Consider the following 26039-nt stretch of genomic DNA (forward strand, 5'->3'; position numbering starts at 1 on the left):
GAGGACCCCTACGAGGTGCACCTGGTGATGGACAACTACGTCACCCACAAGTCGGCGAAGGTGAACGCTTGGCTGGCCAAGCGCCCAAGCTGGCACGTCCACTTCACCCCCACCTACAGTTCCTGGCTCAACCAGGTCGAACGTTTCTTCGGAATCATAACCGAAAAGCGGATACGCCGCGAATCCTTCACCAGCCTGAAGTCGCTGAGGGAAGCGATCCGGGACTTCATCGACGCCTACAACCAGAGCCCGCGCCCGTTCAAGTGGACCGCCGACGCAGACCTGATCCTAGGAAAGGTCCATAAAATATGTAAGGAACTTGGCTGACACCACACTAGCGATTTGGGTTGCAGCTATTGGCTGAGGACGCGCTTGAGGTTGTCGAGGTCGAGGATGTCGGAGAGGGCTTCTTCGCGCACGATTTCGTTGGCGAGGTTTTCCTTCTTAACCTGCAGGCTTTGGATCTTTTGCTCGACGGAGTCCTTGGCGATGAGGCGGTAGGCGTTTACTGTATTCTTTTGGCCGATACGGTGGGTTCGGTCGATGGCCTGGGCTTCCACGGCGGGGTTCCACCAGGGGTCGTAGAGCACGACGTAGCTGGCGGCGGTGAGGTTGAGGCCGGAACCGGCGGCCCGCAGGGAGAGCAGGAAGGCGGTGATGGAGTCGTCGTTTTGGAATTGGTCGACGAGCTCTTCGCGGTTCTTGGTTTGGCCGGTTAGGGTGAGGTGTTTGCAGCCGATGCCGTTGAGGGCTTCCGCGATGATCTTGAGCATTTCCACGAACTGGGAGAAGATGAGGACCTTGTGCCCTTCTTCCTGCAGTTCGGAAACGAGGTCGATGAGGCCTTCCAGCTTGGCGCTTTTGACGGACTTGTATTCGGGACTGACGAGGGCGGGGTGGCAGCAGATCTGTCGCAGGCGCAGGAGGGAGGCGAGGATGTTGAAGCGTTCCTTGGCGAAGGCGGACTGGCTGTCGATGCCGAGGACTTTTTGTTGGGTGAGCTTGAGCTCGGCGAGGTAGAGGTCCTTTTGCTCGCCTTCCATTTGGCAGACGAGGGATTCCTCGATGCGGTCGGGCAGGTCGGTGGCGACTTGTTTCTTGCTGCGGCGTATCATGAAATGGGATACGCGATTGGAGAGGCGGGCTGGGGTTTGCGGATCGTTCTCCTTGTAGTGCTTGGTGAAGGAGGTCTTGCTGCCGAGCAGGCCGGGCATGGCGTAGGAGAAGATGGACCAGAGGTCGGTGGCCTTGTTTTCGACGGGGGTACCGGTAAGGGCGACGCGGTGCTCGGACTTGAGCTCGCGGGCGGCTTTGGCGGTTTGGGAAGTGGGGTTTTTGATGTACTGGGCTTCGTCGAGGATGGTGACGGTCCACTTGACTTGATGGAAGAGGTCTTTGCGGATGCGCAGCTGGGAGTAGTTGGCGACGAGGATGTCGGTCCCGTCGAGCTGCCAGGTGGCGGCGTGGTGGACCTCGGGGTCGAAGATGGCGATCTTGAGGGCGCTGGAGTGGATTTCCACTTCCTTGTGCCAGACGTGCATGACGGACTTGGGGCAGACCACGAGGCAGGAGAAGGGCGGCTCGTCGGTGGGGCGGTTGAGCTTGAGCCAAGTGAGCCAGGTTAGGGTTTGCAGCGTTTTACCCAGACCCATGTCGTCGGCGAGCACGCCGCCGAAATTGTTATGGGCGAGGTAGGCGAGGAACTTGAAGCCTTCGACCTGGTAGGGGCGGAGCTCGGACTTGATGCCTTTGGGGACGGCCGCCGCGGTTTTGGCGGTGAGTTCCTTGGAGCGTTTGCGGATGGCTTCGCGTTGTTCTTCGAAGGCGGTTTCTTCGAGTTTGGCTTCGGCGAGCTGGAGGGTGTGCAGGGAGTGGGATCCGGTGCCGGCTTCGTCGAAGTGGACGCCGAGCTGGTCGAGCAGTTGCTTGTCGGTATCGACCACTTCGGCTTCGAAGCGTTTCCAGCCTTTTCCGGGGAGGTAGGTGTATTCGCCGCGGGCTCGCATGACGAGCTGCTTTTCCTCTTCGGAGAGGTTCGTATCCACGAATTGGGGATCGAGCTTGAGGTTGAACCAGTCGGCGTTGTCGTCGGGGGAGACGGTGAGGGCGTAGCGTCCGGCGGGGCGTCCGTCGACGAGGGTGTCGAGCTCTTCGTCGGGGATGAGTTGGATGTCGTCGGGGATTTCTTGTATCCAATCGATAAATTCGCGAGCGAACCCTTGCTCGATCGTCCGGCTCCAGACGCCTTCGTCCTCTTCTTCTTCGAGGTCGAAGGCTTCGAGGACTTCGGGCACGTAGTCGCTGGGCGGCTGTTCGAAGAGGGTACGCTCGGGGGCGTTGGCGATGGAACCTGGCTCTTCGGGGTTGGCGCAGGGCTTCCAGCCGTCGCTGCCGAGCAGGAACCAGAATTCTTGGTCGGGGGAAACTGAATACAGGCGGCAGTCGAGCCAGGTCTTCTTAGCCCACTTTTCTTCGTTCTTTCGGATCTGGCAGTAGAGGCGGGCCTGCATGGGGATGCAGACGAGGTCGTCGCCTACGGATTCGGGCAGGGGCAGCTTTTGGTTGCGCAGGAAGAGGAGGCCTTCCGGGGCTTCGATGGCGGCGGCGGGGATGGTGAAGAGTTTGTTGGGCCGCTCGTTGGGGCGCAGTAGGGGCGGGCCGTGGTAGAGGGTGTCGCTGCAGAGGTAGAGGGGCGTTTCGCCGGCGAGGTAGATGAGGGGGAAGGGAGCGGCGGTGCCGTCTTCGAGCTCGAGTTGGAGCACGTAGCAGCCGTCGTCGCCGATGCCGTTTTGGATACCGGTCCAGCGTAGGGCGGTTTCGGATACGGCGAAGGGTTGGTCGTTGGTGCCGACGATTTGCTCCTTGGTGATGGGGTGGTGGAGCAGCTTGTTGAGAAAGGCGCAGTCTTCGGGCTTGTCGAGGTCGATGCGGGCTCGCTGGGTGGACTTGTAGTATTCTTGGAAGAGGGCGCAGAGGGTGAGGCTATGGGGGGCGAAGCGTTCCAGGAAGCCGTAGTCTTTGGAGAGCCATTGGCCGAAGTCCTTGGCGGTGATGTTGAAGTAGCTGTCTTCCGCGGAGTGGCGTCCTTCCCACTTGAGGGTTTTGCCGTAGAGCTTGAGGCGGATCTCGAGGGTGGAGACGGGGGTGACGTACTTGCGTTGGGAGAGGTTGCCGAGGCGGTTGCGCCAGAGGCGGGTTTCCTTGACGCGGGCGCGTTCGATGAGGGACTGCTCGATGTGGGTGGTATCGATGAGGGAGCCGAGGAAGGCGGGAACGGGGGAGTCGAAGCGTTGGAGGAGGAAGGCGACGTACTGGAGGAGCTCCAGCTCGGTTTGCGGCTTTTCGACCCAGATGCCGTCGCTGATGGGTTTGCTGGGGTCGGGGACCTTGATCTTGATTTCGGGATCGAAGGGTTCGAGGTCCTTGGCGTAGAGCGCTTCGCGCCAGTCGAATTCGTCGGCGAGGTCGCTGATGACTTGCAGCTGTTGCCGTTCGCTCGTGGTGAAGGAGCGACCGAGTTTGTCTTCGAGTTCAGCTTTCCAGTTGTTTGGTTCTTCGCCAGGCATAGGTCTTAGGAAAAAGGGGACTCCTAAAGGTTGCCGATAATGGGCAGGAGTCGAGCCCAGCTTGCCGAAGGAGGGACGTTTTTTCGCTGACGTGGGGGAGGAAGGAGGGAATGATACGGGCTCACGATGAGGAATTGCCGAATGAGAACGTTGGTCGCGACCCTATTGCTAGGGTTGGGTACGGGGAGTTTCGCTGCCGAGGAGTCCGTTGTTACGTGGAAGGCTTTGGAAGAACCGTCGGCCCGGAGGGGGGCGCCGCTCTTCGAGGAGGTGACTGCTGCGGATTCGGGAATTCACTTCGAGAACCGCTACGACCATCCGCAACGGTGGACGCAGCTGTGGCATCAGTATTTTTTGGGTACGTTTGGTAGCGGCTTGTCGCTGGGCGACGTGAACGGGGACGGGTTGCCGGATATTTTCGCGGTGGGGAAGGATTCGCCGAACGCGTTGTATCTGAATCGTGGAGACTTCCGCTTCGAGGATGTTACGGAGAGGGCGGGGTTGGCTGGGAAAGCGGGGATTGGAGCGGGGAGTTCGATGCTGGATATCGATAACGATGGGGATCTGGATATTTACGTGACCTATACGGGTTTCGCGAACGAGCTTTACCTCAACGAGGGGCAGGGCGTTTTTCGGGAATGCGCGGAGGAGTGGGGGCTGGCGATTGACACCGGCTCGAACGCGCCGTCTTTCGCCGACTACGACCGGGACGGGGACTTGGACCTGTACCTGCAGTGCAACTTTCTGCAGCGGTCCGGGATCCCGGAGGGCATGCCCGACTTGTTGTTCGAGAATCGGGACGGTCGTTTCGTGGAGGTGACGGAGCGGGCGGGCATTTCGGGAGCCGGGCAGGGGCATGCGGCGATTTGGTGGGATTATAACGAGGACGGTTGGCCTGATATCTACGTTGCCAACGATTTCGAGCCAGCGGACAAGCTGTATCGAAATAATCAGGACGGTACCTTTACGAACGTGATCGATGAGGTGATGGTGAGCGCTCCGTATTCGGCGATGGGCGCGGATATCGGGGATTTCAACAACGACGGGCACAGCGACTTTATGGTGTCTGAAATGGCGACCCGCGATCATGTGAAGCATCACAAGACGATCGGGTCCATTTCTACGAAGCTGCTGTATGCGGATACGAAAACGGTGAGCCAGTACATGAAGAACATGGTATCGCTGAAGATTGGTCCGGATCAGTTTGCGGAGGTTTCCTACCTGCTGGGCTTGGATGCGACGGATTGGACCTGGGCCACGCGGTTCGTGGATTTCGACAACGATGGTTTGCTGGACGCGTATTTCGCGAACGGGATGGCGCGGGCCTTCCACGATGGCGATATCGGAAAGCGTTCGACGCGGGCCAAGACGGGGTGGCAGCGCATGGCGTATTTCAAGAATAGTCCGCAGTACGACGAACAGAATTTGGCGTATCGAAATCTTGGTGACTATCGCTTTGAGGACGTAAGCCAGGCTTGGGGTCTTGATTTGCTAGGGGTGAGCTTCGCGGCGGCTTGCGCGGACTTCGATGGGGATGGGGATTTGGACATGGCTCTTAGCAACATGGAGAGCAACTTGACGCTTTATCGAAACAACAGCGACAAGGGGGATCGCCTCTTGGTGGAGCTGGAAGGGGTGGAGAGCAATCGCGGAGGAGTGGGAGCGGTTTTGCGTTTGTTTGTGGGTGACGAGGTGATGACGCGCGAGGTGTCGTTGACGCGTGGATACTTGTCCAATGACGAGGCGGTGGCGCATTTTGGTTTGGGCGAGGGTCGGAGGGTCGATCGTTTGGAAATCCAGTGGCCGAGCGGGGCGCGGCAGACGGTGCGGGATTTGGAGCCCGGCAGGCGGTATCGGATCCGGGAAAGCGACGAGGGAGGGCTGCTTTGGAAGGACGAGGAAACGTTGTTTGTCCGTTCGGATATCGAGGTTTCGGAGGAGTCCGTGAGCAGGGAGGATGCCTACCAGATGTTTCCGATGCAGCTCTTGATTCCTGCGGTGGAGATTCGGGATGGCCCGGAGCTGGCGGTAGGCGACGTGAATGGGGATGGTTTCGCGGATGTCGTCCTAGGGGGAGCGACGGGGCAAGGGACGCGCTTGTTTTTGAATCGCTCCGGCAAGGGCTTGCAGTGGGCGGAGCAGGACGACTTCGAGGACGACTTCGACAGCGAGGACAAGAGCTTGCGGCTTTGGGACTGCGACGGGGACGGGGATTTGGACTTGTTCGTTTCGTCTGGCGGGATCGAGCTCGAGCGGGAGGACGACTTCTACGAGGATCGGCTTTACCTCAACGATGGCACGGGGCTGTTCGAGCGAGCGAGTCGGCGGGCGTTGCGGTCTGAACCGGTGGCCTCCGGGGCGAGCGCGGTGATCGACTACGATGGGGACGGCGATCTGGATTTGCTGGTTGCTGGTGGATCGGTGAAGGGGATGTATCCGCAGTACGAGGACAATCTCGTTTGGCGTCGCGAGGCGGACGGTTTTGTCTTGGACGAGGAAAGTTCCTTCGCGCAGGCGTTTCGACGTTCCGGTAACACGAGCGAGTTGTTGGCGGTGGATTGGGATGGCGATGGCAGGGATGACTTGGTCCAAGCGGTGCTTTGGGACGCTCCGCTGCTTTGGCGTGCGGACGAGGGGACTTTGTCGCGGGTGGAGGACGCTTTTGAAACGGAAGGCATGCGGGGCGTTTGGCGATCGGTGGCGGCTGGAGATTTCGACGGGGACGGGCGTTTAGACCTTGTTTTCGGTAATTATGGATTGAATACGAAGTATCGGGCGAGCGAGTCGGAGCCGGTGCGGCTATTCGCTCCGGACAATCCGTATTTGGAGAATACCTATATCGAAGCGTACGTGCGCGAGGGGAGGGTTTTGCCGATGGAGAATCGGGAGCTGCACGATATCCAGTTTCCCGGTTTGATGGATAAGACGAGCGAGACGATTTCCGCGTTTGCGGAGATGGAGGTGGAGGCGATCTTTACGCCGGAGCTTTTGTCCAAGTATCGGGCCTACGACATGACGGAAACGCGCAGCGTGGTTTTGATGCAAGGGGAGGCGGGGCGCTTCGGAAAGCGGGCTTTGCCGCGATGGGCCCAGAGCGGGGTGGGGATCGACCTGTTGGCTGCGGACGTGGACGCGGATGGGGACTTGGATTTGGTGATGGCTCACGAGATGCATCCGCCGGAGTTGTGGGCGGAGCGTTTCTTGCGCGGGCATGTGAGTCTGTTGCTCAACGACGGCCGCGGGAGTTTCGAGGCCATGCTGCCGTGGAAGAGCGGCTTGAGCGCTTATGGCTATCCGCGCCGCTTGCAGTGGGCGGACTTGGACGGGGACGGCAAGGGGGAGCTGCTCGTTTCGATGAACGAGGGGTCCTTGCTGGTCTTCAGGCTACGCTAGGGCTTAGTCGAAGGCGATGGCCTGCAGCAGGGGGGCGATTTCGTCTACTCCGGCGGGCTTCACGAGGTGGTGGTCGAAGCCTGCGTCGATCGCTTTTTGGCGGTCGGCGTCGCGACCCCAACCGGTGAGGGCGATGAGGGTGGTTTTCTTTCCCCAGGGTTGCTGGCGGATGGCTGCGGCGGTCTCGTAGCCGTTGAGGAGCGGCATGCCGATATCCATGACGATGGCGTGGGGCAGGAAGGTTGCGGCGAGCTCGAGGGTTTCTTCGCCGTTGCCGGCGACTTGGGTTTCGATGCCCAGCAGCTTGATGCTCAGGGCCAGGAGCTTCGCGGTGGCGGGGTTGTCGTCGGCGATGAGAACGCGGCCTTGCTTAGAGAGGCTGGGCGCGGTCTTGGTTGCGGAAAGGGTGGTTTCGCTGGGGGCTTGGGGGGCGATGGGGAGCCGTACGGAGAGGGTCGTCCCCTTGCCGAGGCCGTCGCTTTGGATTTGCACTTCGCCGTCGTGCAGCTCGACCAGCTTCTTGACGAGGTGGAGTCCGACTCCGAGGCCTTGGTGCCCGTCGACCTGGGCGTTGCCGATTTGGGTGAACAGTTCGAAGATCTTCGGTTGGTCCTCGGGGGCGATGCCGATGCCGTCGTCGGCGACTTGGATGTTGGCGAAGGCGCCGTCGGTCTCGACCGAAACGGTTATTCTGCCGCGGGGCGGGGTGTACTTGGCGGCGTTGTTTAGGAGGTTGGAGAAGATTTGGGTGAGGCGGTGGGGGTCGCCGTCGAGCGGTATGCTTTGGGAGGAGGTTTCGAAGACGAACTCGTGCTGGGTGGACTGGAAGAGGGGCTGCGTCGCTACGAGGGCGCAGTTGATGGAGTGGATGAGGTTGGTACGTTCCTTTCGGAGGGTGATCTTTCCGGTGGTGATGCGGGAGACGTCGAGCAGGTCGTTGATGAGGCGGGTGAGCTGGTTGGATTGCTGCTCGAGGGTTTGGCTGAGCTCGGCGATGAATTCGGGGTTGTGGGCCTGGGACTTGAGGAGTGTGATGCCGGAGCAGATGGGGGCGAGTGGGTTGCGCAGCTCGTGGGCGAGGGTGGCGAGGAACTGGTCCTTGCGTCGGTCGGCTTCGCGGAGTTCGGCGTTGGCTCGTTCCACTTCCTTGAGGAGCTGGTGCTCGCGGCGGAGCATGCTGAGCTCGCTTTGCAGGACTTGGGCAACCTGGGCGGAATCGTTTTCCGGATGGCTCAGGATGCAGGTGGCGAGCTCGCTGTTGACATCGATGAGTTCGGAGATGTCGGCTTCGAATTCGAGCTCGGGGTGGGTTTGGGTCCAGTAGTGGGCGGATCGGACGAAAGTGAGGAAGGCGAGCAGGTATTCGAGGTCCGCGGGGGAGAAGTGGGCTTGGAGAGCGGCGAGGCTCTCGACTGCTTCCTGGTTTTGCAGGAAGACGTGGGTGGCGCAGGCGAAGAGGCTTTTTTCGTGGTCCGATTCGGGGAGCGGCGGCGTTTGGTTGGACCACTTCAGGTCAGCCAGCCGCTGGTAGTGCTCCTGCATGGCTTCGCCGCGAGGGAGGGCGCGGGAGATAAGGGTGACGACTTCGTCGACGGTTTGGGTTTTGGATTCTGGGTCGCCGGAGGGGTGTCCGAGGCCGAGCAGGAAGCCGACGTGCCGAGCGATGCAGTAGCGGGCTTGGCAGAATTTCGAGACGTAGACGAAAAGCCTCTCTTTGAAGAGCGAGGGGAGGGGGTTGTCGAGGTAGCCGAGCTGGGCGAAGCCCCAGAGCCGCTCGATGATTTCCGGAGCTTTGCGGGAGAGCTGGAAGAAGTTGGGGAGCAGGCCGAAGCGGTTTTGGATATCTTGGTGCAAGGCGCTGGGTTCCTCGTCATTCGGTTGGTTTTTCATGGTGTCGATCGTTCCGAATGCGGGGGCCCGTTTCGGGCTGGGGCTGGCGGGTGCCAGAGGGTGGGCGTCGGGTCGTAGCCCAAGTTGGATTGTTGAAAGGGTCGCTCTTTAATTTAAATGGGGTTGGCGTTCTGTATTCGTACCTAGGATACGGGCGCTAGCGGCGTTGGTTCCACTCTTCGGAGTCGAACTGGTCCGTGAGGGCGACTTCTTCCTCGGGGCGCCAGGAGGGGGCGCTGACGTATTCGATTTCCGCGTCGAGGAGGGTGGCGAGGCCCATGGAGAAGTCGTTGTAGAACTGTTCCCAGCTGACTTTGCTGGCGAGGGGCTTCCAGATGGAGCCTTGCAGCATGTAGCCGTTCTTGGTGCGCTTTTGGGCGGCGCCGGCGAGTTTGCTGGGAAGGTCTTTGAGGATGACGTCGTAGAGCTCGGCTTTGTTGAAGCAGACGCTAGGGGTGATCGTGTCGGGGGCGGAGAGGTTGAGCTCGCACTGCAGGTCCTGCTTTTCCATGGCGTCGATGATGCATTGGTGGACGGCGCGGTAGGAATCGACGGGTTGGCCTTTGGCGAAGGGGTGGGTGCTGGGGATGACGAGGGTGTAGGTCCAGTCGTTGGTATGGTCGACGAGGCCGCCGCCGGTGGGGCGTCGCACGATCTCGGCGCTGAGGTCGGGCACCTCGGAGGTGATGTAGGAGTAGTGTTGGCTGAGGCCGAAGGTGTAGGCGGTGCGGTTCCACTCGTAGTGGCGGAGGCGGATGGCGTCTTTGGGCTCGTAGCGCTGCAGCAGGAGGGCGTCGAAGGCCATGTGCTGTGCGGCTGATCCAGTGATGTCGGGGATGAGGTGGAGAGAGTGCGCCATGTGTCGGTTGCTACAGTTAGAGAAAGGGCGTCGAGGTCAATTGAAGAGTGACGGGGGCGGTGGTCGGAGGGAGGCCTTGGTTTTGGGGCGCTGGCTTACTGGGAGTGGTACCAGGTCCGGACTGGCTTGGGGACGACGAGGGCGTCGAGCTGGTCGGCGAAGGCTTGGGGGCGGGTCTTGAGCTTGCTGGCCAGGGGGGTGAGGTCGAAGGCGAGCTTGGCTTGGCGGTGGGCGAAGCGGGGATCGTCGCCGCGTTGGGCGGCTTGGACGAGTTGTTCGGCGGGGAGGCCGAAGTGTTGGGCGATGCGCTGGCCCATCTCGTAGCGGGAGAGGATCTTTTCGCCGGCCCAGTGGTAGACGCCTTTGAGGTCGGAGCGTTCGCAGAGCTCGAGCATGGCGGCGGCGGCGTTTTCGACGAGGCAGGGCTGGCGGTATTCGTCGGTGAAGAGGGGGGTGGGCTTGTTTTGGGACCAGCTGAGCAGGAGGCGTTCGTGCAGGCTGCGGGTGCCGGTGAGGCTGTTGCCCATGAGGAGGGGGAGGCGGAGGGTGGTGGTGAATTCGGCGGCGAGCTCGTTGACGCGGTGTTCGGATTCGAGCTTTTGGCGGGCGTATTCGTTGGGTGGGGACGGCGGGGTGTCGCGGTAGTAGAGGTCGGCGGCGCCGTCGAAGACTTGTTCGGAGGAGATGTGGATGAAGGTGGCGAAGAGGTGGCGGGCGAGCAGGGCCAGCTTTTCGGGGAGGGCGACATTGATGAGGCGGGAGGCGGCGGGGTCGGCCTCGCAGGCGCTGGGTTCGGAGATGGCGGCGCAGTTGACGATGGCGTCGGGGAATTGCTCGAGGACGTAGGCTTCGAGGGCGTTGAGGTCGGCGAGGTCGAGCTGCTTGCGTTCGTTGGGGCCGGGCAGGGTGCCGGAGTAGTTTCCGGTGATGCCTAGGACGTGGTGGCCGCGGCGGCGGGCGGCTTGGGCGAAGGCGGATCCGAGGAGGCCGGAGGCTCCGGTGAGGAGGATTTTCATTGGTTGGGTTCTGGGTTCCGGGTGGCAGGGGGTGAATCGCGACCGTTGTAGCGTCTACTTGAAGTGCTTGTGGGAGAGGTGCCAGACGATTTGCCAGGGGGTGGACTGGGGGCCGACTTTCATGCGGCTGAGGCAGAGGATGGAGGCTTTGGGGAAGACGATGCGTTGGAAGCTGTCGTCGCCGGCGAGCAGGAGGGACGCGAGGTAGGAGAGGTTGGGCTCGTGGCCGACGACGAGGCAGTTGTGGTCGAGGGCGTTGAGCTTCGCGGCGACGGGGGTGGGGTCGTCGCAGGGGGCGAGGCCGTCGCGCTGCTGGAGGGGGACTTCGAGCTCGAGGCCGAGGGCTATGTTTTCGGCGGTTTCGTAGGAGCGGACCAGGCCGCTTTGCCAGATGGCGGCGGTTTGCAGCATTTGGTTGCTGGCGAAGGCTTTGGCGAGGCGGGCACACTGGCGGTGCCCTTTGGGGCTGAGGGGGCGAAGGGCGTCGCTGGGGGCGTCGGATTCGGCGTGGGCGTGGCGGAGAAGGTAGAGGTGTTGAATCATGTTGGTGAAAGGTTGAGGGTGGAGGTATGAAGGGGTTGATCCTGCAGCGCGGTCGCGGGCTGAAGCTCCGCGCTAGGAGAGGAGGCGTTTCATGCCTTCTGACATGGAGATGCGGGGTTGGTAGCCGAGGTCGCGGCGGGCGGCCGAGATGTCGAACCAGTGGTCTTTGGCGAGTTCGGAGGCGACGAAGCGGGTCATGGGGGGCTCGCCTTGGAGGCGGAGGAGTTTCCAGGCGGCTTCGAGCGCGGCTCCGAGGCGGCGGGCGGTGGGCAGGCTGACGCGCCGGTGGACGGGCGGGATGTCGTGGTTTTGCAGGAGCTCGTTGATCCAGTCCCAGAGCTTTACGGGTTCGCCGTTGGAGATGAAGTAGGCTTTGCCGCCGGGGTTGTTGTCGCTGCGGTCGAGGGCGATTTCGGCGAGCAGGTGGGCGTCGACGACGTTGTCGACGTGGGTGAGGTCGACGCGGTTGTCGCCGTCGCCGACGATGCGGAGCTTGCCGGCGCGGGCCCGTTCGAGGACGCGGGGGACGAGGTTGGGGTCGTCGTTGCCCCAGATGAGGTGGGGGCGCAGGGCGACGGTCTTGAGGTGGCCGGGCGGCTGGTCGTGGGCGGCGAGCACGGCTTTTTCGGCGATGACCTTGGTGGTGGGGTAGGGACAGGGGATGTTTTCGCCGTAGGGGAGGGATTCGTCTTGGCCGGCGATGCTGCGGCCGTTGAAGACGACGGAGGGGGTGGAGGTGTAGACGAGCTTCTTGACGGCGAAGTCGCGGCAGCCGTTGACGATGGCTTGGGTGCCTTCGACGTTGGTGGCGTGGAAGTCGGCGAAGTTTCCCCAGATGCCGACCTTGGCGGCGACGTGGAAGACGGTGTGCATGCCTTGGCAGGCGGCTCGGATGGCGGGGGTGTCGGCGAGGTCGGCGTAGATGATCTTGATGCCGAGCTGCTCGATGTCGGGGCGCGGCTTGCGGCAGATGCCGGTGACTTGGCAGCCTTGGGCGAGGAGTCGCTTGGCGAGCTGGAGGCCGACGAATCCGCTGACTCCGGTGACGAGCACGGGGCGGGGCGGAAGGGCGGTGGGTTCGGGAATGGAAGGCATGGGGCGGGATGTTGGAGGTTGAGAGGGGAAGGGTGAAGGATGAAGTTTTGGGTTCTGAGGGTGGGGCGGATGGGACGAGGGATTGGGATGCGGTTTGGGAATTGGGTTGCGTGGGGAGGGTGGATTCTTAGCTAGGCGGAACGGTTTCGATGAAGGAAGTGGATGCGAAAGGTTTGGTGAGCTCGCTGGCGATTGTGGGCAGGATGCAGGGAGAGGTGCGGCGCTTGGCGGCCTTCGACAAGAAGCGTCACACGGTGCCGGATCGGGTTTGCGGAGCGACGCAGGCGTTTTTGGAGAAGCTGTGCGAGGAGGAGCTGACGGAGGAGGCGGAGGCGCTTTTTCAGGCGGCTCGGGAGCAGTTTGGCTACAAGCGGAAGGAGATTTCGCTGGAGGTGGGGGCGGGCTTTGCCCGTCTGGAGACGAAGGATTTCGTCTTGGAGTTGCGCTACGAATTGCTGGAGGAGGAACCGAGCGACTATGTGGTGGAGACTTGCGTGAAGGATGTGGCGAGTCGGGACTTGTTGGAGTCGGCCCCGTTTAACGCTGCGGTGGGGCGGAGGTTTGACCGTTTGCGCTGCGGCCTGGCGGGCCGGGTCTCGGTGGAGTCGGTGATCGACGCGGTGGAGGAGGACGAGAGCGGGGAGCGGCGGGTGGACTACCCGTCGGATTGCTCGAGCTGCACGGTGACGATCGAGGGAATCGCGGGGGAGATCTTCGTGGACGGAGCGGTCTTGGAGGTGCGCTACGGGAAGCTGACGACGGCGGGGGAGCTGATGGAGACCTTCGAGCGGATCGGGTCCGCGTTTTTGGCGGCGGCGGGGCTGGAGATTTTTTTGAAGTAAGCAGATGGACGACGAGCAAGTGAAGAGGACGAAAGCTTGGGTGGGGGACGCGGTTTTGGCGTTGTTTGCCCGGGAGTGGATTTTGCGCCAGACGGATATTCCGTTGGGCGAGCGGGCGGCGGTTTTCAAGGCGATGACCTGCAACCAGTTCTTGTCGAGCTTCGGCCAGCCGACCCAGGTGGAAGCGGACATCGGGGTGGTGTACGAGACGCGGGGCTTGCAGGCGGCTTTTGAGTACATGGAGGAGCGATTGCTGCCTGTATTCAAGAAGCAGCGACGCAAGCCGAAGCCCCCGGGCAACTGGAAGCAGCGTCGCTAGTCGGCCCTCGCTGAGGGAACCGGAGCGGATTGGGGATTGTCTTCTCGGGACGATGGACAAGTGTGTCCTTATTAATCCCTTACCCTTTTCCATGCTAAAACGACTTTTTGCTGCACTTCCTCTTTCGGTTTTTCTCTTGGCCCTGTCTCCGCTGGCGAGCGCGGCCAATGTATTCGAGGGGCAGTGGCCTCTGTTGCCGGAGGGGAGCGCTGCGGAAGAGGGCGAAATCTGGGGCGAGCTGCCCAATGGACTGCGCTATGTGGTGGTGCCGATGGATTCGCCTTCGGAGGCGGTGAGCTTGCGGCTGATGGTTGCGGCGGGCCGGGCCCAGGAAGCGAAGGGCAAGGCGGGCGTGTCGGAACTGCTGGCAGCTTTGTCGAGCTTTGGCACGGGAAGCGTTTCTCGGGAGCAGCTGGTGCAGTTCAAGCTTGCGAATGGGATGGATCCTCAGTCGCGGTCCGCTTCGGAGGTCGACGTGAACCACACGGTCTATCGCTTGGACTTGGAGGAACCGAAGGCGGGGGCGGTTGACGTTTCCTTGGGGCTTTTGCGGGAGTTCGCGGGGGCGCCTTTGTTCGACGAGGCGTTTTTTAGGGAGGCGAAGGCCCGTTTGAAGCATCTTGCGGAATTGGGAATTTCAGGGATCGAGCCGAAGCAAGCGGTGGTGGAGCGGGTGCTGTTGCGCTCGAGTCCGTATTCAAAGATGGGTGACGCGGAAATCAGCTCTTCCTTGGAGGGAGTGGCTTTGAGCGATGTCGAGGCGTATTGGTCGAACTGGTACAAGGCGAACCGCATGGTTTTGGTGGTGACGGGAGTCGTCGATTCGGCCGCGGTCGAAGCGGCGATCGAGAGTCGCTTCGCGGACTTGGAAGCGAGCGGGGAGGCGAAGCCTTTGCCGCGCAAGGAAGGCAAGTTCCGCTCGGGCGGCGACCTTGAAATCGTGGATTCGCCTTCGAGCTCGGCGGGCTTGTGGATTACGAAGGTTTCGGAGGTGGGCAACCTCTTCAAGCGGTCTGCGGAGCGCGAGTACTACACCTTGGACTTTATCGGGCGCATTGCCCAATCCTACGCGACGGATAGCGAACGGCTGCCGAGCAGCGTCTTGGAGGTGTACGGAGATCACGTGGCTTTGAGCGTGAACCGGAGAGGCTCGGTGATGGGCTTGCTGGAGCAATTGCTGAGCGCGGACAAGGCGATCCACCGGCTCGCGGAGCATGGGGTGCGGGCTGAGGATTTCGAGTTGGCGAAGAGCGAGTATCTAAATTTGCGATACGGCTACGATATGGAAGTGAGCGCTCGCGAGTGGGCGCCGTTGGTGGCTGATCGTTTGGTACGCTGCGTGACGCAGCAGATTCCGTTTCGCTACGGGGAGAAGCTTTCTGGCTACGTCCAGAGCTTGGTGGCGAGCTTGAGCATCGATAGCGTGCGGGATCGGAGCAAGCAGCTGTTTCGCGAAAAGGATTTGAGCTATTACTTGGAGTTGCCGAAGGGCGTGCCGCTGGGAAACAAGGCGATCAGCAAGCGTTTGAAGGCGATGCGTAAGACCTATGACTTCACGTGGGAGCAGGCGGGCGACGCGAAGCAAAACTGGAATTTCGGTTCCGGGTTCGAGTCGGGCGGCATGGTCAATTCGACCGAGATTATCCAGTTCGAGGAGTATCCAGTTTTGAAGTACGAGTTTTCGAACAGCTTGCGTATGAACTTGGTTCGCAGCGACGCTTTCCAAGGTCGGGTGCAGGTCATGGTTTCCTTTGGCAATGGCACTTCCGATTTGGAGAACGTGAATCCAGCCTTCGACTCGCTGGTGCGGTCCTTGCTGCTGAAGACCAAGATCGGCAACGGGGTGGAGGCGCCTACGGTCAGCGACGTTTTGGAAGCGAAGGGTATCGAGAACGTGGAAGCGGGCGTGAACAAGGACCACCTCTACTGGAGCGGAGTGGGGCGCGACGCCTCGGACGTGGAGGAGTTTCTCTCCGTGGTTTTGCTTTGGATGATTACCGGCAACTTGAATGAGGAGGGCTTCGACGATGAGATCGAGAACCTGGAGTCGGTGGTCGAGCGCAGCATGGAGAAGAACAGTTCGGTGCGTTTGGATACGCTGCTGTACCAAGCGGACAATCGCCTGCAGAGCTACTTTTCGAAGGAGGACGTGGAGGCCTTGGACTTCAAGACGACCCAGGCGTGGCTCGGTTCGGTGCGGGAGAAGGCTTACATCGAGGTGACGGTGGTCGGCGATGTGGCGCCGCGCACGGTTTTGCGGGATGTGAGAAAAACTTTTGGTTCGGCTCCGAACCGTACGGGCAAGGTGTTGCAGCCGCGCCATGGCAAGAAGGTTAAGTGGATCGAGCCGGGCATCGTGCGCGATACGTTCAAGATGTCCGGGGACATGGGCAACGTGACCTTGCTGTTTCCGCAGGTGGTGGACAAGAGCTGCTCGGGCGATCGTTTGGGCTCGGTGTTCTTGCCCTTGTTCGAGGAGCACCTGAAGCGGGCCTTGTCGGAGCATCCGGTTTTGGCGAGCAATCTTTCGGTCGAGACGACGGGGCATCAGATGATTCCGATGTCGAACGCGATCAAGGTGCGGGTCTTTTGTCCGGAGAAGGACGCGGCCTTGGCGGAATCGCTCCTGCTGGAGGCGGCTGCCAGTTTCGAGGCGTCGCTGACGGTCGATTCGGTCGCGGCGGCGGAGCGGAGCGCGATCTTGGGGCTGAAGCGTATCGCCCGTTCGCAGTCCGCCTTGCTGAGCTTGTTCAAGCAGTCGCAGGGCAAGCCTAAGACGCTGGGCTGCGTGTTGGACCTACTGCAGAACGGCTTCGGCGTATCGTTCGACGAATACAAGGATATCGCGAAGCGGCAGTTTTCCGAGGAGAACGTGCGGGGCGTATCCTTGATGCCGGCCAAGTAGGAAGCGCCTTAGGTTATTTCGGTGAAGCTCGTCCGGTTGGGCGGGCTTTTTTGTTGTTGGCGAGTTTGCGCGGCACGTTGCGTGGGGGCATGAAAAAGCCGCCCGGGGTTAGGGGGCGGCTTGTGATTGAAAGTTCGATACGCTGCGCGGGGCCTAGTCGTGTGACTTGGGCAAGCTTTGCATGATGTTGCGGGCGTGGTTGGCGATGCGCTCGCAGGTGTTGACGATATCGATGTAGAGTAGCTCCGGCTTTACGTTTTCCGGCGACTCGATCATGCGGTTGACGGAGCGCTTGCGCAGCTCCTTGCGCTTTTCGTTGATGGCCTTCTCGAAGTCGATGGTGAGCTCCATGTCGGCGGCGGATACCTCGGAGGAGAGCTTGGAGCTGTAGAGGTCGATGAAGCGCTCGACGAGCTTGCCGAACTGGACGACTTCCTTTTCGGCGAGGGAGGTGACGAGGCGGTTCTTCTTGTAGCGGCGCACGGCGCGGTTGGTCATGCGGTGGCAGCAGTCGCCGATTTCCTCGAGCTCGGCCGCGACGCGCAGGTAGGAGTAGGCGGTCTGGCGGGTCTCTTCGGATACTTCGTCAGAGGTACAGCGGATGAGGTATTCGGTGAGCTCGTCGGTGAGGATGTTGCTTTCCTTTTCGAGGGCGTCGATTTCCTTGACCTGCTTGGACATGTCCTGGTCGGGGTGCTCGTAGATCTCGATGAACTTCTGGAACATGGTCTTGGTGAGGTCGCCGAGGCGCTGGAAGGCGTTGGTGGCTTCGCGGAAGTTGAGCTCGCCGGTGCCGAGGGTGAAGGTGCGCAGGTAGCGGAAGGTGGTTTGGCGGGTGGCGTCGGGCCGGTCCTTGACCATCTTGGTGACCAGCTTGGCGATTTGGCCGGTGAAGCCGACGAGCAAGCAGATGTTGAAGAGGTTGAAGAGGGTGTGGAAGAGGGCGAGCTTGGTGGTGAGTTCGTTGCCCTCGAGGATGAGGCCGGGCACGCTTCCGGACACGGTGTCGTAAACGGAGAGGACCAGATTGCTGAAGGGGGTGATGAGGAAGAGCATCCAGGTCACGCCGATGATGTTGAACATGAAGTGGGCGCGGGCGGCTCGCTTGGCGGCGACGTTGGCCGGCAGGGAGGCGAGGAAGGCGGTGATGGTGGTGCCGATGTTTTCGCCGAGGATGATGGCGGCGCTTTGCTCGAAGTTGAGCCAGCCCAGGGAGGCCATGGTGAGGGTGATGGCCATGGCGGCGGAGGAGGACTGCACGATGACGGTGAGGATGGTCCCGAGCAGGATAAAGATGATCAGGGAGAAGAAGCCGTAGTTGGAGAGGTTGGTGATCCACTCCAGCATTTCGACGTTGTTTTTGACGTCGGGAACGGAGCCCTTGAGTTCTCCGAGGCCTAGGAAGAGCAGGCCGAAGCCGGTGAGGAAGTTGCCGAAGTGGCGGGTCTTCTGCCCTTTGAGGAAGGCGAGCACCACGCCGATGCCGATGATGGGGATGGCCACGGAGGCGAGGCTGAACTTGAAGCCGGCGGCTACGATCCAAGCGGTGATGGTGGTGCCGAGGTTCGCTCCCATGATCACGCCGATGGACTGCACGAGGGTGAGCAGTTGGGCGTGCACGAAGCTGACGACCATGACGGTGGTGGCGGAGGAGGACTGTACGAGGCTGGTAATGAAAAGCCCGGTCAGGATCCCCATGAAGCGGTTGGTGGTCATCGAGCTCATGATCGCACGGAGCCTTTCTCCGGCGAACTTGAGGATGGACTCGCTCATCAGCTTCATGCCGAAGATAAAAATACCCAAGGCGCCGAGGACCTGGAGGAGGAGCATCAGTGTGTCGTACATGGTGTGACTTTGTGTTTACGGGAAGTGCGCGAGCCAGAAAGGGGAGGCTCGGTGGGCGAGAGGAGAAGAAAGCTGAGGGCGGGGGGCAACGAGAAATGTTACAAATTCGGCGGAGGCAGGGGGGCGGCTGCGGAGTTGTCCGCATCGGCCTCACGCAACTGTGCTTGCTCTGCCCACGGGTTTGCGCGATGCACCTCCTTTTTCTTGTATGGAAAAGCCAGCTCAGAAATTTGGTACCTTCGGCGGGGTGTTCGTGCCCAACGTGCTTACCATCCTCGGCGTCATCCTCTTCTTGCGTTCCGGTTGGGTCGTGGGGAACGCGGGTTTGGTGGGAGCGATCGTGATGCTGTGTATCGCGAACTTGGTGACGTTTATCTCGGCGCTCTCTCTTTCCGCGATCGCGACCAACACCAAGGCCCAGGGAGGCGGAGCCTACTTCCTGGTTTCGCGTAGCCTGGGCTTGGAGTTTGGCGGGGCGATCGGCCTGCCCTTGTACTTGGCCCAAGCGATCTCGGTGGCGTTTTACGTGGTCGGCTTTACGGAGTCGGTGCAGTATCTCTTTCCGGATTTGGACGCTCGAACCTTTTCCTTGATCACGCTGGGGGCGATTACGGCGGTGGCCTGGATCGGGGCCAGCGTGGCGGTGAAGACGCAGTACATCATCCTAGCCACCTTGGCGGTGTCCTTGATTTCGTTTTTCGTGGGCTTCCAGATCAGCGACGGCTGGGAGGCGCGGTCGGAGCCCGCTTATATAGAAGGGCAGTCCTTCTGGAGCGTTTTCGCGATCTTCTTCCCGGCGGTGACCGGCATCATGTCGGGGGTGAGCATGTCGGGCGACTTGAAGGACCCTACCAAGTCGATCCCGCGGGGAACGCTTTGGGCGGTGGGGTTCACTTTCGTGGTCTACTTGCTGCAGCTGGTTTGGCTGAGCTTGGGGGCGAGCCGGGAGGAACTGATCGGCAACGCCTTGGTGATGCAGGGCATTTCCGTGGCGCCGCCCTTGATCATCGCGGGGCTTTGGGCGGCGACCTTGTCTTCGGCGCTTGCCAGCTTGGTGGCGGCTCCTCGCACCTTGCAGGCTTTGGCCAAGGACCGGGTGATGCCGCGGGTGCTGTCGAAAGGCCACGGTGCCGCCAAGGAACCGCGCATCGCCTTGGTGATCAGCGCCGCCATCAGCGTGGTTTGCGTTTGGGTGGGGGACCTGAACTTGATCGCTCCCCTGATTTCGATGTTTTTCCTAGCGACTTATGGAGCGGTGAACCTGGTGGCGGCCTTGGAGAGCTGGACCAGCAATCCGACCTATCGCCCGACCTTCAAGGTGCACTGGCTGGTCTCCTTGGTCGGGGCGATCGCCTGTTTCGGCATCATGCTGCTGCTCAATCCGCTGGCGACCTTCGCTGCGGTGGTGTTGATCGTGACGGCTTACACGGTGCTGGCGCGTCGCTCCTACCGCACTGCTTGGGGCGATATGCGTAGCGGGTTTTGGTTCGCGGTGGCGCGGATGGGCTTGCTCAAGCTCTACTCCTCGCGGCAGCACCAGCGCAACTGGCGGCCGGCCATCCTAGTGCTCATGAGCAACCTCAAGGAAAACAGCCAGCTACTGCGCTTCGGCCGCTACCTGGAGGCCAACAAGGGAGTGCTTTTCCTTTCCCACATCATCATCGGCGACTGGAAAAACTCCATCGACCGGCAGAAGGCCCTGACGCGGCAGATCGACGACCGGATTCGCGAGGAACGCATGTCCGCCTTTTCCAAAGTGGTGGTGGCCAAGGACTTCGAGCAAGGCGTGACCTCGCTGCTGCAAGGCTCCGGCCTCGGCAACCTACAGCCCAACACCCTCATGATCGAGTGGGGCAGCGGTTGGCTGCGCGACCACGACTTTCCCAGCACCGTGCACCAGGCCCTCGAGATGGAGACCAACTTGCTCGTCTACTCAAAGGCCAAGGAGCCCGATTCGCACCTGTATTCGGTGATCGACGTTTGGTGGTCGGCTCGAGCCAACGGGTCGATGATGATCACGCTGGCTCACTTGATGCAGAGCAATCGCGCCTGGCAGGAGGCTCGCATCCGTATCCTGCGCATCATTCGCGACGAAGACGGCCGCGAGGCGGCGGAGGCCGGCATGGCGGAGCTGCTCAAGGATTCGCGCATCGAGGCGGAGTCGGTCATCGTGGTTTCGCAGGATTCGCCGCTGGAGTCGATCGCCCGCGAGAGCGCTCGCTCGGCGGTGACCTTCGTAGGCGTTTCGGTGCGTACCTTGGAGGAAGAGGCGGGGCCGCTCTCCAGCTACGCTCCTTTGGTGGACGGCATCCAAGGGCACCTCTTTTTGACCAAGAACTGGCACGACTTGGAGTTGTAGGGACTGCTCTCTATTAGAGGCTTGCCAAAAAAGGGCCTCTGGCTTTCTTACTGCCCTCCCTGTCGGTCGATTTTGCCGTTAGAGCCTACACTTGGTAAGGCACCTGCTGATGGGATTTTCCAGTGGCGTCCTTGGCGTCACCGATCTTGACGGACTATTTTACGCTTATGAGCAACACGCCCAATCAATTCATTCCTGCCGACGCTCCTTTTGCTCCGGAGCAAGCAGCTGCGCTGAACGCTGTTCTCGGCTCGGCCAATGCCCAGCAAGCCACATGGCTCAAGGGCTTCTTCGCAGGTCTCGTAGCCGGCGAGCAAGGTTTCGGCCATGGCGCGGGCGCTCCCGCAGCCGCTGCCGGCGGTTCTGCTCCCTTGACCATCCTCTTCGGGTCCGAGTCGGGCAATGCCGAGGGGCTCGCCGATCGCGTGAAGGACTCCGCTTCCGCGGAAGGCTTCAAGTGCAAGGTCGTCGACATGGCGGACGCCAAGCTGGCCGACCTGGCCAAGGCGGAGAACCTGCTCGTGCTCGTGAGCACCTGGGGCGAAGGCGAGCCGCCGTCGCGGGCTAGCGATTTCTACGACGCGATCATGGCCGAAAAGGCGGTCAAGCTCGATGGCGTCAACTTTTCGGTGCTCGGCCTGGGCGACAGCTCCTACACGCAGTTCAACCAGATGGCCAAGGAGTTCGACAAGCGCCTCGAAGACCTCGGCGGTACCCGCATCTACGATCGCGTGGAGTGCGACGTCGATTTCGAAGGTCCCTACGTGGGCTGGGCCAACGGCGCCATCGCCAAGCTCAAGGAGATCGCCAAGCCGGCAGCCGCGGCCGCTCCGGTGGTCGGTTTCGGTTCCGGTCCCGCTATCCTGACTCCGGTCGCTCCGGCCTACAGCAAGGCGAATCCCTTCCAGGCGGAGATGCTGAAGAGCATCAACCTCAACGGAACCGGTTCCGCTAAGGAAACCATCCACGCGGAAATTTCCCTCGAAGGTTCCGGCCTCACCTACGAGCCCGGCGACGCGCTTGGCGTCATTCCCGAAAACGCTCCCGATCTCGTGGAAGCCTTCCTCGAAGCCGCCAAGCTCGACGGCCGCGAGAACGTCTCCTTCAAGGACGAGCTCTCGGTGCCATTCGGCGATTTGCTGCGCAAGCAGCTCGACCTGCGTACCATCAATTCGGTGATCCTCAAGAAGTACGCCAAGGCCTGCGACCACAAGGAGCTGCTCAAGATGTCGGAAGATCGTGAGAAGGTGAAGGACTGGGCTTGGGGCCGCGATATCGTGGACCTCGTCAAGGAGTATCCTTCCTCGCTGCGTGCCGGCGATTGGGTGTCCTTGCTCCGTCCGCTTTCGCCACGTCTCTACTCGATCGCTTCTGCGATTTCGGCTCACCCGAACGAGGTTCACCTCACGGTAGGAGCGGTTCGCTACGAAGCCTTCGGCCGCCAGAAGAAGGGCGTTTGCTCGACTTTCATCGCCGACGCTTGGAAGGAAGGCACCAAGGCAGGCGTCTATTTCCACAGCAACAAGAACTTCAAGCTGCCCGCCGACCCTGCGACTCCCATTATCATGGTCGGTCCCGGCACCGGTATCGCTCCGTTCCGCGCTTTCGTGGAAGAGCGGGCTGCAACGGGCGCGAAGGGCGAGAACTGGCTCTTCTTCGGAGACCAGCGCTACACCTACGACTTCCTCTACCAGACCGAATGGCAGGACTACCTCAAGAAGGGAGTGCTCACCAAGCTCGATCTGGCTTTCAGCCGTGACCAACCCGAGAAGATCTACGTCCAGGATCGCATGCGCGAAAATGGGGCGGAACTCTGGGAGTGGCTCGACAAGGGCGCCTACTTCTACGTTTGCGGCGATGCGACCCGCATGGCCAAGGACGTCAACCAAGCCCTCATCGACATCGTGCAGGAGCACGGCAAGAAGAGCGAGGAAGACGCCATCGCCTACGTGAAGCAGATGACCAAGGAGCGTCGCTACGGACGCGACGTCTACTAGTCGGCTTCAGCTCGAATCCAGAAAACGGATACTATTTCCTCAGAGCCCGTCGCCCGAAATGGCGGCGGGCTTTTTCGTGGGCGGCCGACGAGTTGGGGTGAGCTTGTCTGCCTGAGGTTTGGAGACGTATCCAAAGGTGAGTGCGTTTAATGTAGAGCGTGGGTGGGCGCTAAATGCCCATGGAGCAGCTTTATGCTGCTTTCTATTTTTGTAAGTCGCTGATGGTCAATGTCTGGAAGCGCGATGGCGCTGGCTGTGCGAATAGGTGGGCCATGAAACCTTCATCTATTATGAAAATTAAGACGTACCGCATCGGTCGGGCTCTGGTCGCGGGGCTTGGCATCGTTTTCAGTTCAGCCGCTTTGCAGGCGGCCGGTTTGCTGACTCCAGTCTCGCAGGGAGACCAGCTGCTCGACTTGGAGAGCCACCATGTGCGGGTGGTGATCAACAATGGCTTTGCCCGTACCGAGGTGGAGCAGGTTTTTTCCAATCCGAACGCACATGAGCTGGAGGCCGTTTATACGGCTCCGGTTCCCAAGGCGGGCGCCTTGTCGGAGCTGACCATCTATGCGGGAGAGCGGGTCCTGCAGGGCGAGGTCGTGGCGAAGGCGGAAGCGGAACGCATTTACCAGGAAGAAAAGGAGCAAGGCAACGAAGTGGGGAAGGCGGACAAAAATTCGTATCAGAATTTTGAATTCACCGTTTATCCGGTGCCGGCAAAGGGGAGCGTGCGCATGACCTATGTCTATTACGAGCCTTTGAAGATCGATACTGGGGTGGGGCGCTACCACTATCCGCTCGAGGAAGGGGGAACCGACGATGGGGCAAATTCGTTTTGGACGCAGAACGACGTGGTGAGTTCTCAGTTCAGCGTGGAGGTTAGGCTGAAGTCGAACTATCCGTTGGCTCGCACGCGTATTCCGAACTTCGGCGGATCGGCCCAAGCTCAGGAAGATGGAAGTCTGCTGTACCGATACGAGAGCGAAGGAGCGATCCTGGATCAGGACTTTGTTTTCTACTACATGCTGGAGGAGAACTTGCCGGGTCGCTTGGAGATGCTGACGTATCGAGAAAACGAGGACAAGGCTGGATCGTTCATGATGGTGATGACGCCTGGAGTGGACTTAAAGCCCTTGGCAGGTGGGGCTGACTACGTTTTCGCGATCGACGTTTCCGGCAGCATGCAAGGGAAGCTGCACACTTTGGTTTCGGGCGTAAAGAAGGCGATCGGCCAGCTGAAGCCCGAAGACCGGTTTCGCATCGTTGGCTTTAACGATCGGGCTTTTGAAGTGAATCAAGGTTGGGTGAACGCGTCGGAGCAAGGCGTACGCGACAGTTTGAGTCGCTTGGACCAATTGGTTTCCAACGGGGGAACCAACGTGTACGCGGGGGTGAAGTTGGCGATGGAGAAGCTCGATGCGGATCGAGTGGCGACTCTGATCCTAGTGACGGACGGAGTCACTAATCGCGGGATCGTGGATCCGAAGGAGTTTTATAAGATCATGCACAAGCAAGACCTTCGCTTCTATGGTTTCCTTTTGGGGAACAGCAGCAATTGGCCTTTGATGGAAGTGATGTGCGAAGCGAGTGGCGGAAGCTACCGGGCGGTTTCGAATAGCGATGACATCATTGGAGAAGTATTGATCGCCAAGAACAAGATTGCCTTCGAGAGCATGAGGCAGGCGAGCTTGAGTATTAAGGGAGTGAATACGTTTGACGTAAGCGATTTTAAGATCGGGAAAATCCACTTCGGCGACCAGCTGGTGCTCTTTGGCCGCTACGAAAAAGGGGGCAAGGCGACGGTGACGCTTACTGCTCGCGTCAATGGAGAGGATCGCAGCTACCGTACGGAGGTCGTTTTTCCGGAGCGCGATGTTGCTCACCCCGAGCTGGAGCGGATGTGGGCCATGGACCAGGTGCGGAAGATCGAAGTGAACCAGCTCGCTGGATTCGTCGAAGAAGGGGAGGCGAAGGTCGCGATCCGGGATATCGGTGTCGCCTACCAGATCGTGACCGATGAGACGTCGATGATTGCCTTGGACGACGCCGGCTTCGCTCGCCATGGAGTGGAGCGTCGCAACCAGGAGCGGGTGGCTCGCGAGTTGCAGGCTCGCGTGGCCAACCCAGCGTCGAGCGGGGCTCAGCGAGTCGATGCCCAGCAGCCGATGTATCAACAGCGTTCCCATTCGACGGGCGGTGGCGCGGGGGCGATCGAGCCTTGGTTCGTTCTGCTCGTAGCTGCGGGGGGTGGCGCCCTTGCGTGGCGAAAGTGGCGACGCTCGGGGGCTTCCTTGAGCGCCTTGGCCATAGGCGTGATCGCTGTGGGTGCGGTCGCGGGGTCGAAGCTCGAAGCTTCCGATGGCGAGCGGCCGGGTTGGACGGAGCGTTCAGGAAAGCTTGCTGCAGGAAAGAGCTCGATCGATCACTCGATCGCCAGCTTTTGGGACGTCAGCGAGGAGGAAGCTGCGGTTCCCGTTCGATCCGGCTCACCTGTAGTCGACACGGATGCGGATCGGGGCGATAGGCAATGTGTCGCGACCGTGAATTTACGAAATGGATACGCATCTGAATCGGATTCGCATCAGGTTAAGCAGCGGAGGGATCGAGGGAGTCGTCGCGGTCATTTCGGGCTTAATCTATTTAATGCGATTCCTGTTTTCGATTTCGTGTGGGGAGACGACAACGAAAGGGAGTCGGATGCCTACGAAGGAAAGGTGAGGCGCTAGAATTGGTTTGGGAGGGGCCGCGAGGCGAGCAGCGCTTCGCGGCCCTTTGAGGATAAGGATATGACGTCTAAAATTGGCAGGATTCCGTGGATTAGCCTTTCGGTCGGCGTATTGGCCTTGTTGATACATGCTGGAGGACCGGCGTGCTTCGAGCTTTTCGTTTGGAGAGCGGACTGGCCCGCAAGCGGTGCTTTTTGGCGGATTGCGAGCGGGCATTTGGTCCATGTGGACGGTGGCCATTTGCTTTGGGACCTGTCGGCGTTTCTGCTGTTGGGGTGCTACCTGGAGCGACGGGACCGGAGGGGGCTGGTTTGGACGCTGGCTTTAAGCGTTTTGTTGGCGGAAGCCTTTTTAAGGGCGTCGGGGCGTTTCGAGCTCTACTGCGGTCTGTCGGGAGTCGCGATGGGTTTGTTCGTGGCGGTGGGTTGGCGCTTCGTTGGCCGGGGGCGCCTTTCCAGCGATCCTTGGCTGGTCGGGATGGGGGCGGCTGCTTTGGCGGCGGCGGTGGGGAAGCTTGCTTGGGAGCTGCTTGCGTCGGAGGCCGTGTTTGTGGGGACGCTTGCGGATGGCTATCGCGTGGCGGTGGAGGCCCATGCGGCAGGTTTGCTGGCGGCGACGCTGAGCGGGTGGCGCTGGCGTTGGGTTGGGGCGCCGCGGTCGGCGGTCGGCTAGGGGTGAGCGACC

The 26039-nt window shown here is 60.9% G+C and carries 16 protein-coding genes; 9 read left to right on the forward strand and 7 right to left on the reverse strand.

Annotated elements, in window-relative coordinates:
* The coding region (locus QEH57_RS18715; protein ID WP_309008305.1) for a transposase at positions 1-327 on the forward strand (327 nt) is incomplete at its 5' end.
* Between the two features lie 26 nt (positions 328-353).
* Here QEH57_RS18715 and QEH57_RS18720 read toward each other — a convergent pair.
* On the reverse strand, positions 354-3566 hold the full coding sequence (locus tag QEH57_RS18720; RefSeq protein ID WP_309008306.1) for a DEAD/DEAH box helicase: 3213 nt from the start codon (positions 3564-3566) through the stop codon (positions 354-356).
* Positions 3567-3707: 141 nt separating this feature from the next.
* On the opposite strand from QEH57_RS18720, the gene QEH57_RS18725 reads away from it, so the two are divergent.
* Complete coding sequence (locus QEH57_RS18725; protein ID WP_309008307.1) at positions 3708-6959, forward strand: FG-GAP-like repeat-containing protein; 3252 nt, start codon at positions 3708-3710, stop codon at positions 6957-6959.
* A 3-nt stretch (positions 6960-6962) separates the two neighbouring features.
* On the opposite strand, the gene QEH57_RS18730 is transcribed toward QEH57_RS18725, so the two are convergent.
* The 5 genes from QEH57_RS18730 to QEH57_RS18750 form a co-directional block, all read right to left on the reverse strand.
* On the reverse strand, positions 6963-8849 hold the full coding sequence (locus tag QEH57_RS18730) for an ATP-binding protein (RefSeq protein ID WP_309008308.1): 1887 nt from the start codon (positions 8847-8849) through the stop codon (positions 6963-6965).
* A gap of 157 nt (positions 8850-9006) precedes the next feature.
* Positions 9007-9708: a hypothetical protein gene (locus tag QEH57_RS18735; RefSeq protein ID WP_309008309.1), complete on the reverse strand. Its 702-nt coding sequence runs from the start codon at positions 9706-9708 to the stop codon at positions 9007-9009.
* Positions 9709-9803: 95 nt separating this feature from the next.
* Positions 9804-10724: an SDR family oxidoreductase gene (locus QEH57_RS18740; RefSeq protein ID WP_309008310.1), complete on the reverse strand. Its 921-nt coding sequence runs from the start codon at positions 10722-10724 to the stop codon at positions 9804-9806.
* 54 nt (positions 10725-10778) lie between these two features.
* Complete coding sequence (gene sixA / locus QEH57_RS18745; RefSeq protein WP_309008311.1) at positions 10779-11267, reverse strand: phosphohistidine phosphatase SixA; 489 nt, start codon at positions 11265-11267, stop codon at positions 10779-10781.
* Positions 11268-11339: 72 nt separating this feature from the next.
* Positions 11340-12362, reverse strand: a complete 1023-nt coding sequence (locus QEH57_RS18750; protein WP_309008312.1) for an NAD-dependent epimerase/dehydratase family protein — start codon at positions 12360-12362, stop codon at positions 11340-11342.
* A 149-nt stretch (positions 12363-12511) separates the two neighbouring features.
* Between QEH57_RS18750 and QEH57_RS18755 the strand changes: the two genes are divergently transcribed.
* The 3 genes from QEH57_RS18755 (at position 12512) to QEH57_RS18765 (ending at position 16428) form a co-directional block, all read left to right on the forward strand.
* A complete protein-coding gene (locus tag QEH57_RS18755; RefSeq protein ID WP_309008313.1) occupies positions 12512-13204 on the forward strand; it encodes a hypothetical protein in 693 nt (230 codons plus the stop codon).
* Positions 13205-13223: 19 nt separating this feature from the next.
* A complete protein-coding gene (locus QEH57_RS18760) occupies positions 13224-13523 on the forward strand; it encodes a hypothetical protein (protein ID WP_309008314.1) in 300 nt (99 codons plus the stop codon).
* A 91-nt stretch (positions 13524-13614) separates the two neighbouring features.
* Positions 13615-16428 (forward strand): insulinase family protein, encoded by a 2814-nt coding sequence (locus QEH57_RS18765; RefSeq protein ID WP_309008315.1) that lies wholly within the window; start codon positions 13615-13617, stop codon positions 16426-16428.
* 153 nt (positions 16429-16581) lie between these two features.
* Here the strand turns inward: QEH57_RS18765 and QEH57_RS18770 are convergent, their stop codons facing one another.
* On the reverse strand, positions 16582-18273 hold the full coding sequence (locus tag QEH57_RS18770; protein WP_309008316.1) for a Na/Pi cotransporter family protein: 1692 nt from the start codon (positions 18271-18273) through the stop codon (positions 16582-16584).
* A 208-nt stretch (positions 18274-18481) separates the two neighbouring features.
* Here QEH57_RS18770 and QEH57_RS18775 point away from each other — a divergent pair, with 208 nt between their 5' ends.
* The 4 genes from QEH57_RS18775 (at position 18482) to rrtA (ending at position 26027) form a co-directional block, all read left to right on the forward strand.
* A complete protein-coding gene (locus QEH57_RS18775; protein ID WP_309008317.1) occupies positions 18482-20632 on the forward strand; it encodes a hypothetical protein in 2151 nt (716 codons plus the stop codon).
* Positions 20633-20799: 167 nt separating this feature from the next.
* Positions 20800-22629, forward strand: coding sequence for an assimilatory sulfite reductase (NADPH) flavoprotein subunit (locus QEH57_RS18780; RefSeq protein WP_309008318.1), 1830 nt, complete (start codon positions 20800-20802; stop codon positions 22627-22629).
* A gap of 290 nt (positions 22630-22919) precedes the next feature.
* Positions 22920-25355 (forward strand): VIT and VWA domain-containing protein, encoded by a 2436-nt coding sequence (locus QEH57_RS18785; protein WP_309008319.1) that lies wholly within the window; start codon positions 22920-22922, stop codon positions 25353-25355.
* A gap of 60 nt (positions 25356-25415) precedes the next feature.
* On the forward strand, positions 25416-26027 hold the full coding sequence (rrtA, locus tag QEH57_RS18790; protein ID WP_309008320.1) for a rhombosortase: 612 nt from the start codon (positions 25416-25418) through the stop codon (positions 26025-26027).
* Positions 26028-26039 lie beyond the last annotated feature (12 nt).

This window comes from Pelagicoccus sp. SDUM812005 (assembly GCF_031127875.1).
GTDB lineage: Bacteria > Verrucomicrobiota > Verrucomicrobiia > Opitutales > Opitutaceae > Pelagicoccus.

Excerpts from the sequence above, each read along its gene's own strand:
- QEH57_RS18720 (WP_309008306.1), bottom strand. The coding sequence starts at position 3,566 with ATGCCTGGCGAAGAACCAAACAACTGGAAAGCTGAACTCGAAGACAAA.
- QEH57_RS18725 (WP_309008307.1), top strand. The coding sequence starts at position 3,708 with ATGAGAACGTTGGTCGCGACCCTATTGCTAGGGTTGGGTACGGGGAGT.
- QEH57_RS18730 (WP_309008308.1), bottom strand. The coding sequence starts at position 8,849 with ATGAAAAACCAACCGAATGACGAGGAACCCAGCGCCTTGCACCAAGAT.
- QEH57_RS18735 (WP_309008309.1), bottom strand. The coding sequence starts at position 9,708 with ATGGCGCACTCTCTCCACCTCATCCCCGACATCACTGGATCAGCCGCA.
- QEH57_RS18740 (WP_309008310.1), bottom strand. The coding sequence starts at position 10,724 with ATGAAAATCCTCCTCACCGGAGCCTCCGGCCTCCTCGGATCCGCCTTC.
- sixA (WP_309008311.1), bottom strand. The coding sequence starts at position 11,267 with ATGATTCAACACCTCTACCTTCTCCGCCACGCCCACGCCGAATCCGAC.
- QEH57_RS18750 (WP_309008312.1), bottom strand. The coding sequence starts at position 12,362 with ATGCCTTCCATTCCCGAACCCACCGCCCTTCCGCCCCGCCCCGTGCTC.
- QEH57_RS18755 (WP_309008313.1), top strand. The coding sequence starts at position 12,512 with ATGAAGGAAGTGGATGCGAAAGGTTTGGTGAGCTCGCTGGCGATTGTG.
- QEH57_RS18765 (WP_309008315.1), top strand. The coding sequence starts at position 13,615 with ATGCTAAAACGACTTTTTGCTGCACTTCCTCTTTCGGTTTTTCTCTTG.
- QEH57_RS18770 (WP_309008316.1), bottom strand. The coding sequence starts at position 18,273 with ATGTACGACACACTGATGCTCCTCCTCCAGGTCCTCGGCGCCTTGGGT.
- QEH57_RS18775 (WP_309008317.1), top strand. The coding sequence starts at position 18,482 with ATGGAAAAGCCAGCTCAGAAATTTGGTACCTTCGGCGGGGTGTTCGTG.
- QEH57_RS18780 (WP_309008318.1), top strand. The coding sequence starts at position 20,800 with ATGAGCAACACGCCCAATCAATTCATTCCTGCCGACGCTCCTTTTGCT.
- QEH57_RS18785 (WP_309008319.1), top strand. The coding sequence starts at position 22,920 with ATGAAAATTAAGACGTACCGCATCGGTCGGGCTCTGGTCGCGGGGCTT.
- rrtA (WP_309008320.1), top strand. The coding sequence starts at position 25,416 with ATGACGTCTAAAATTGGCAGGATTCCGTGGATTAGCCTTTCGGTCGGC.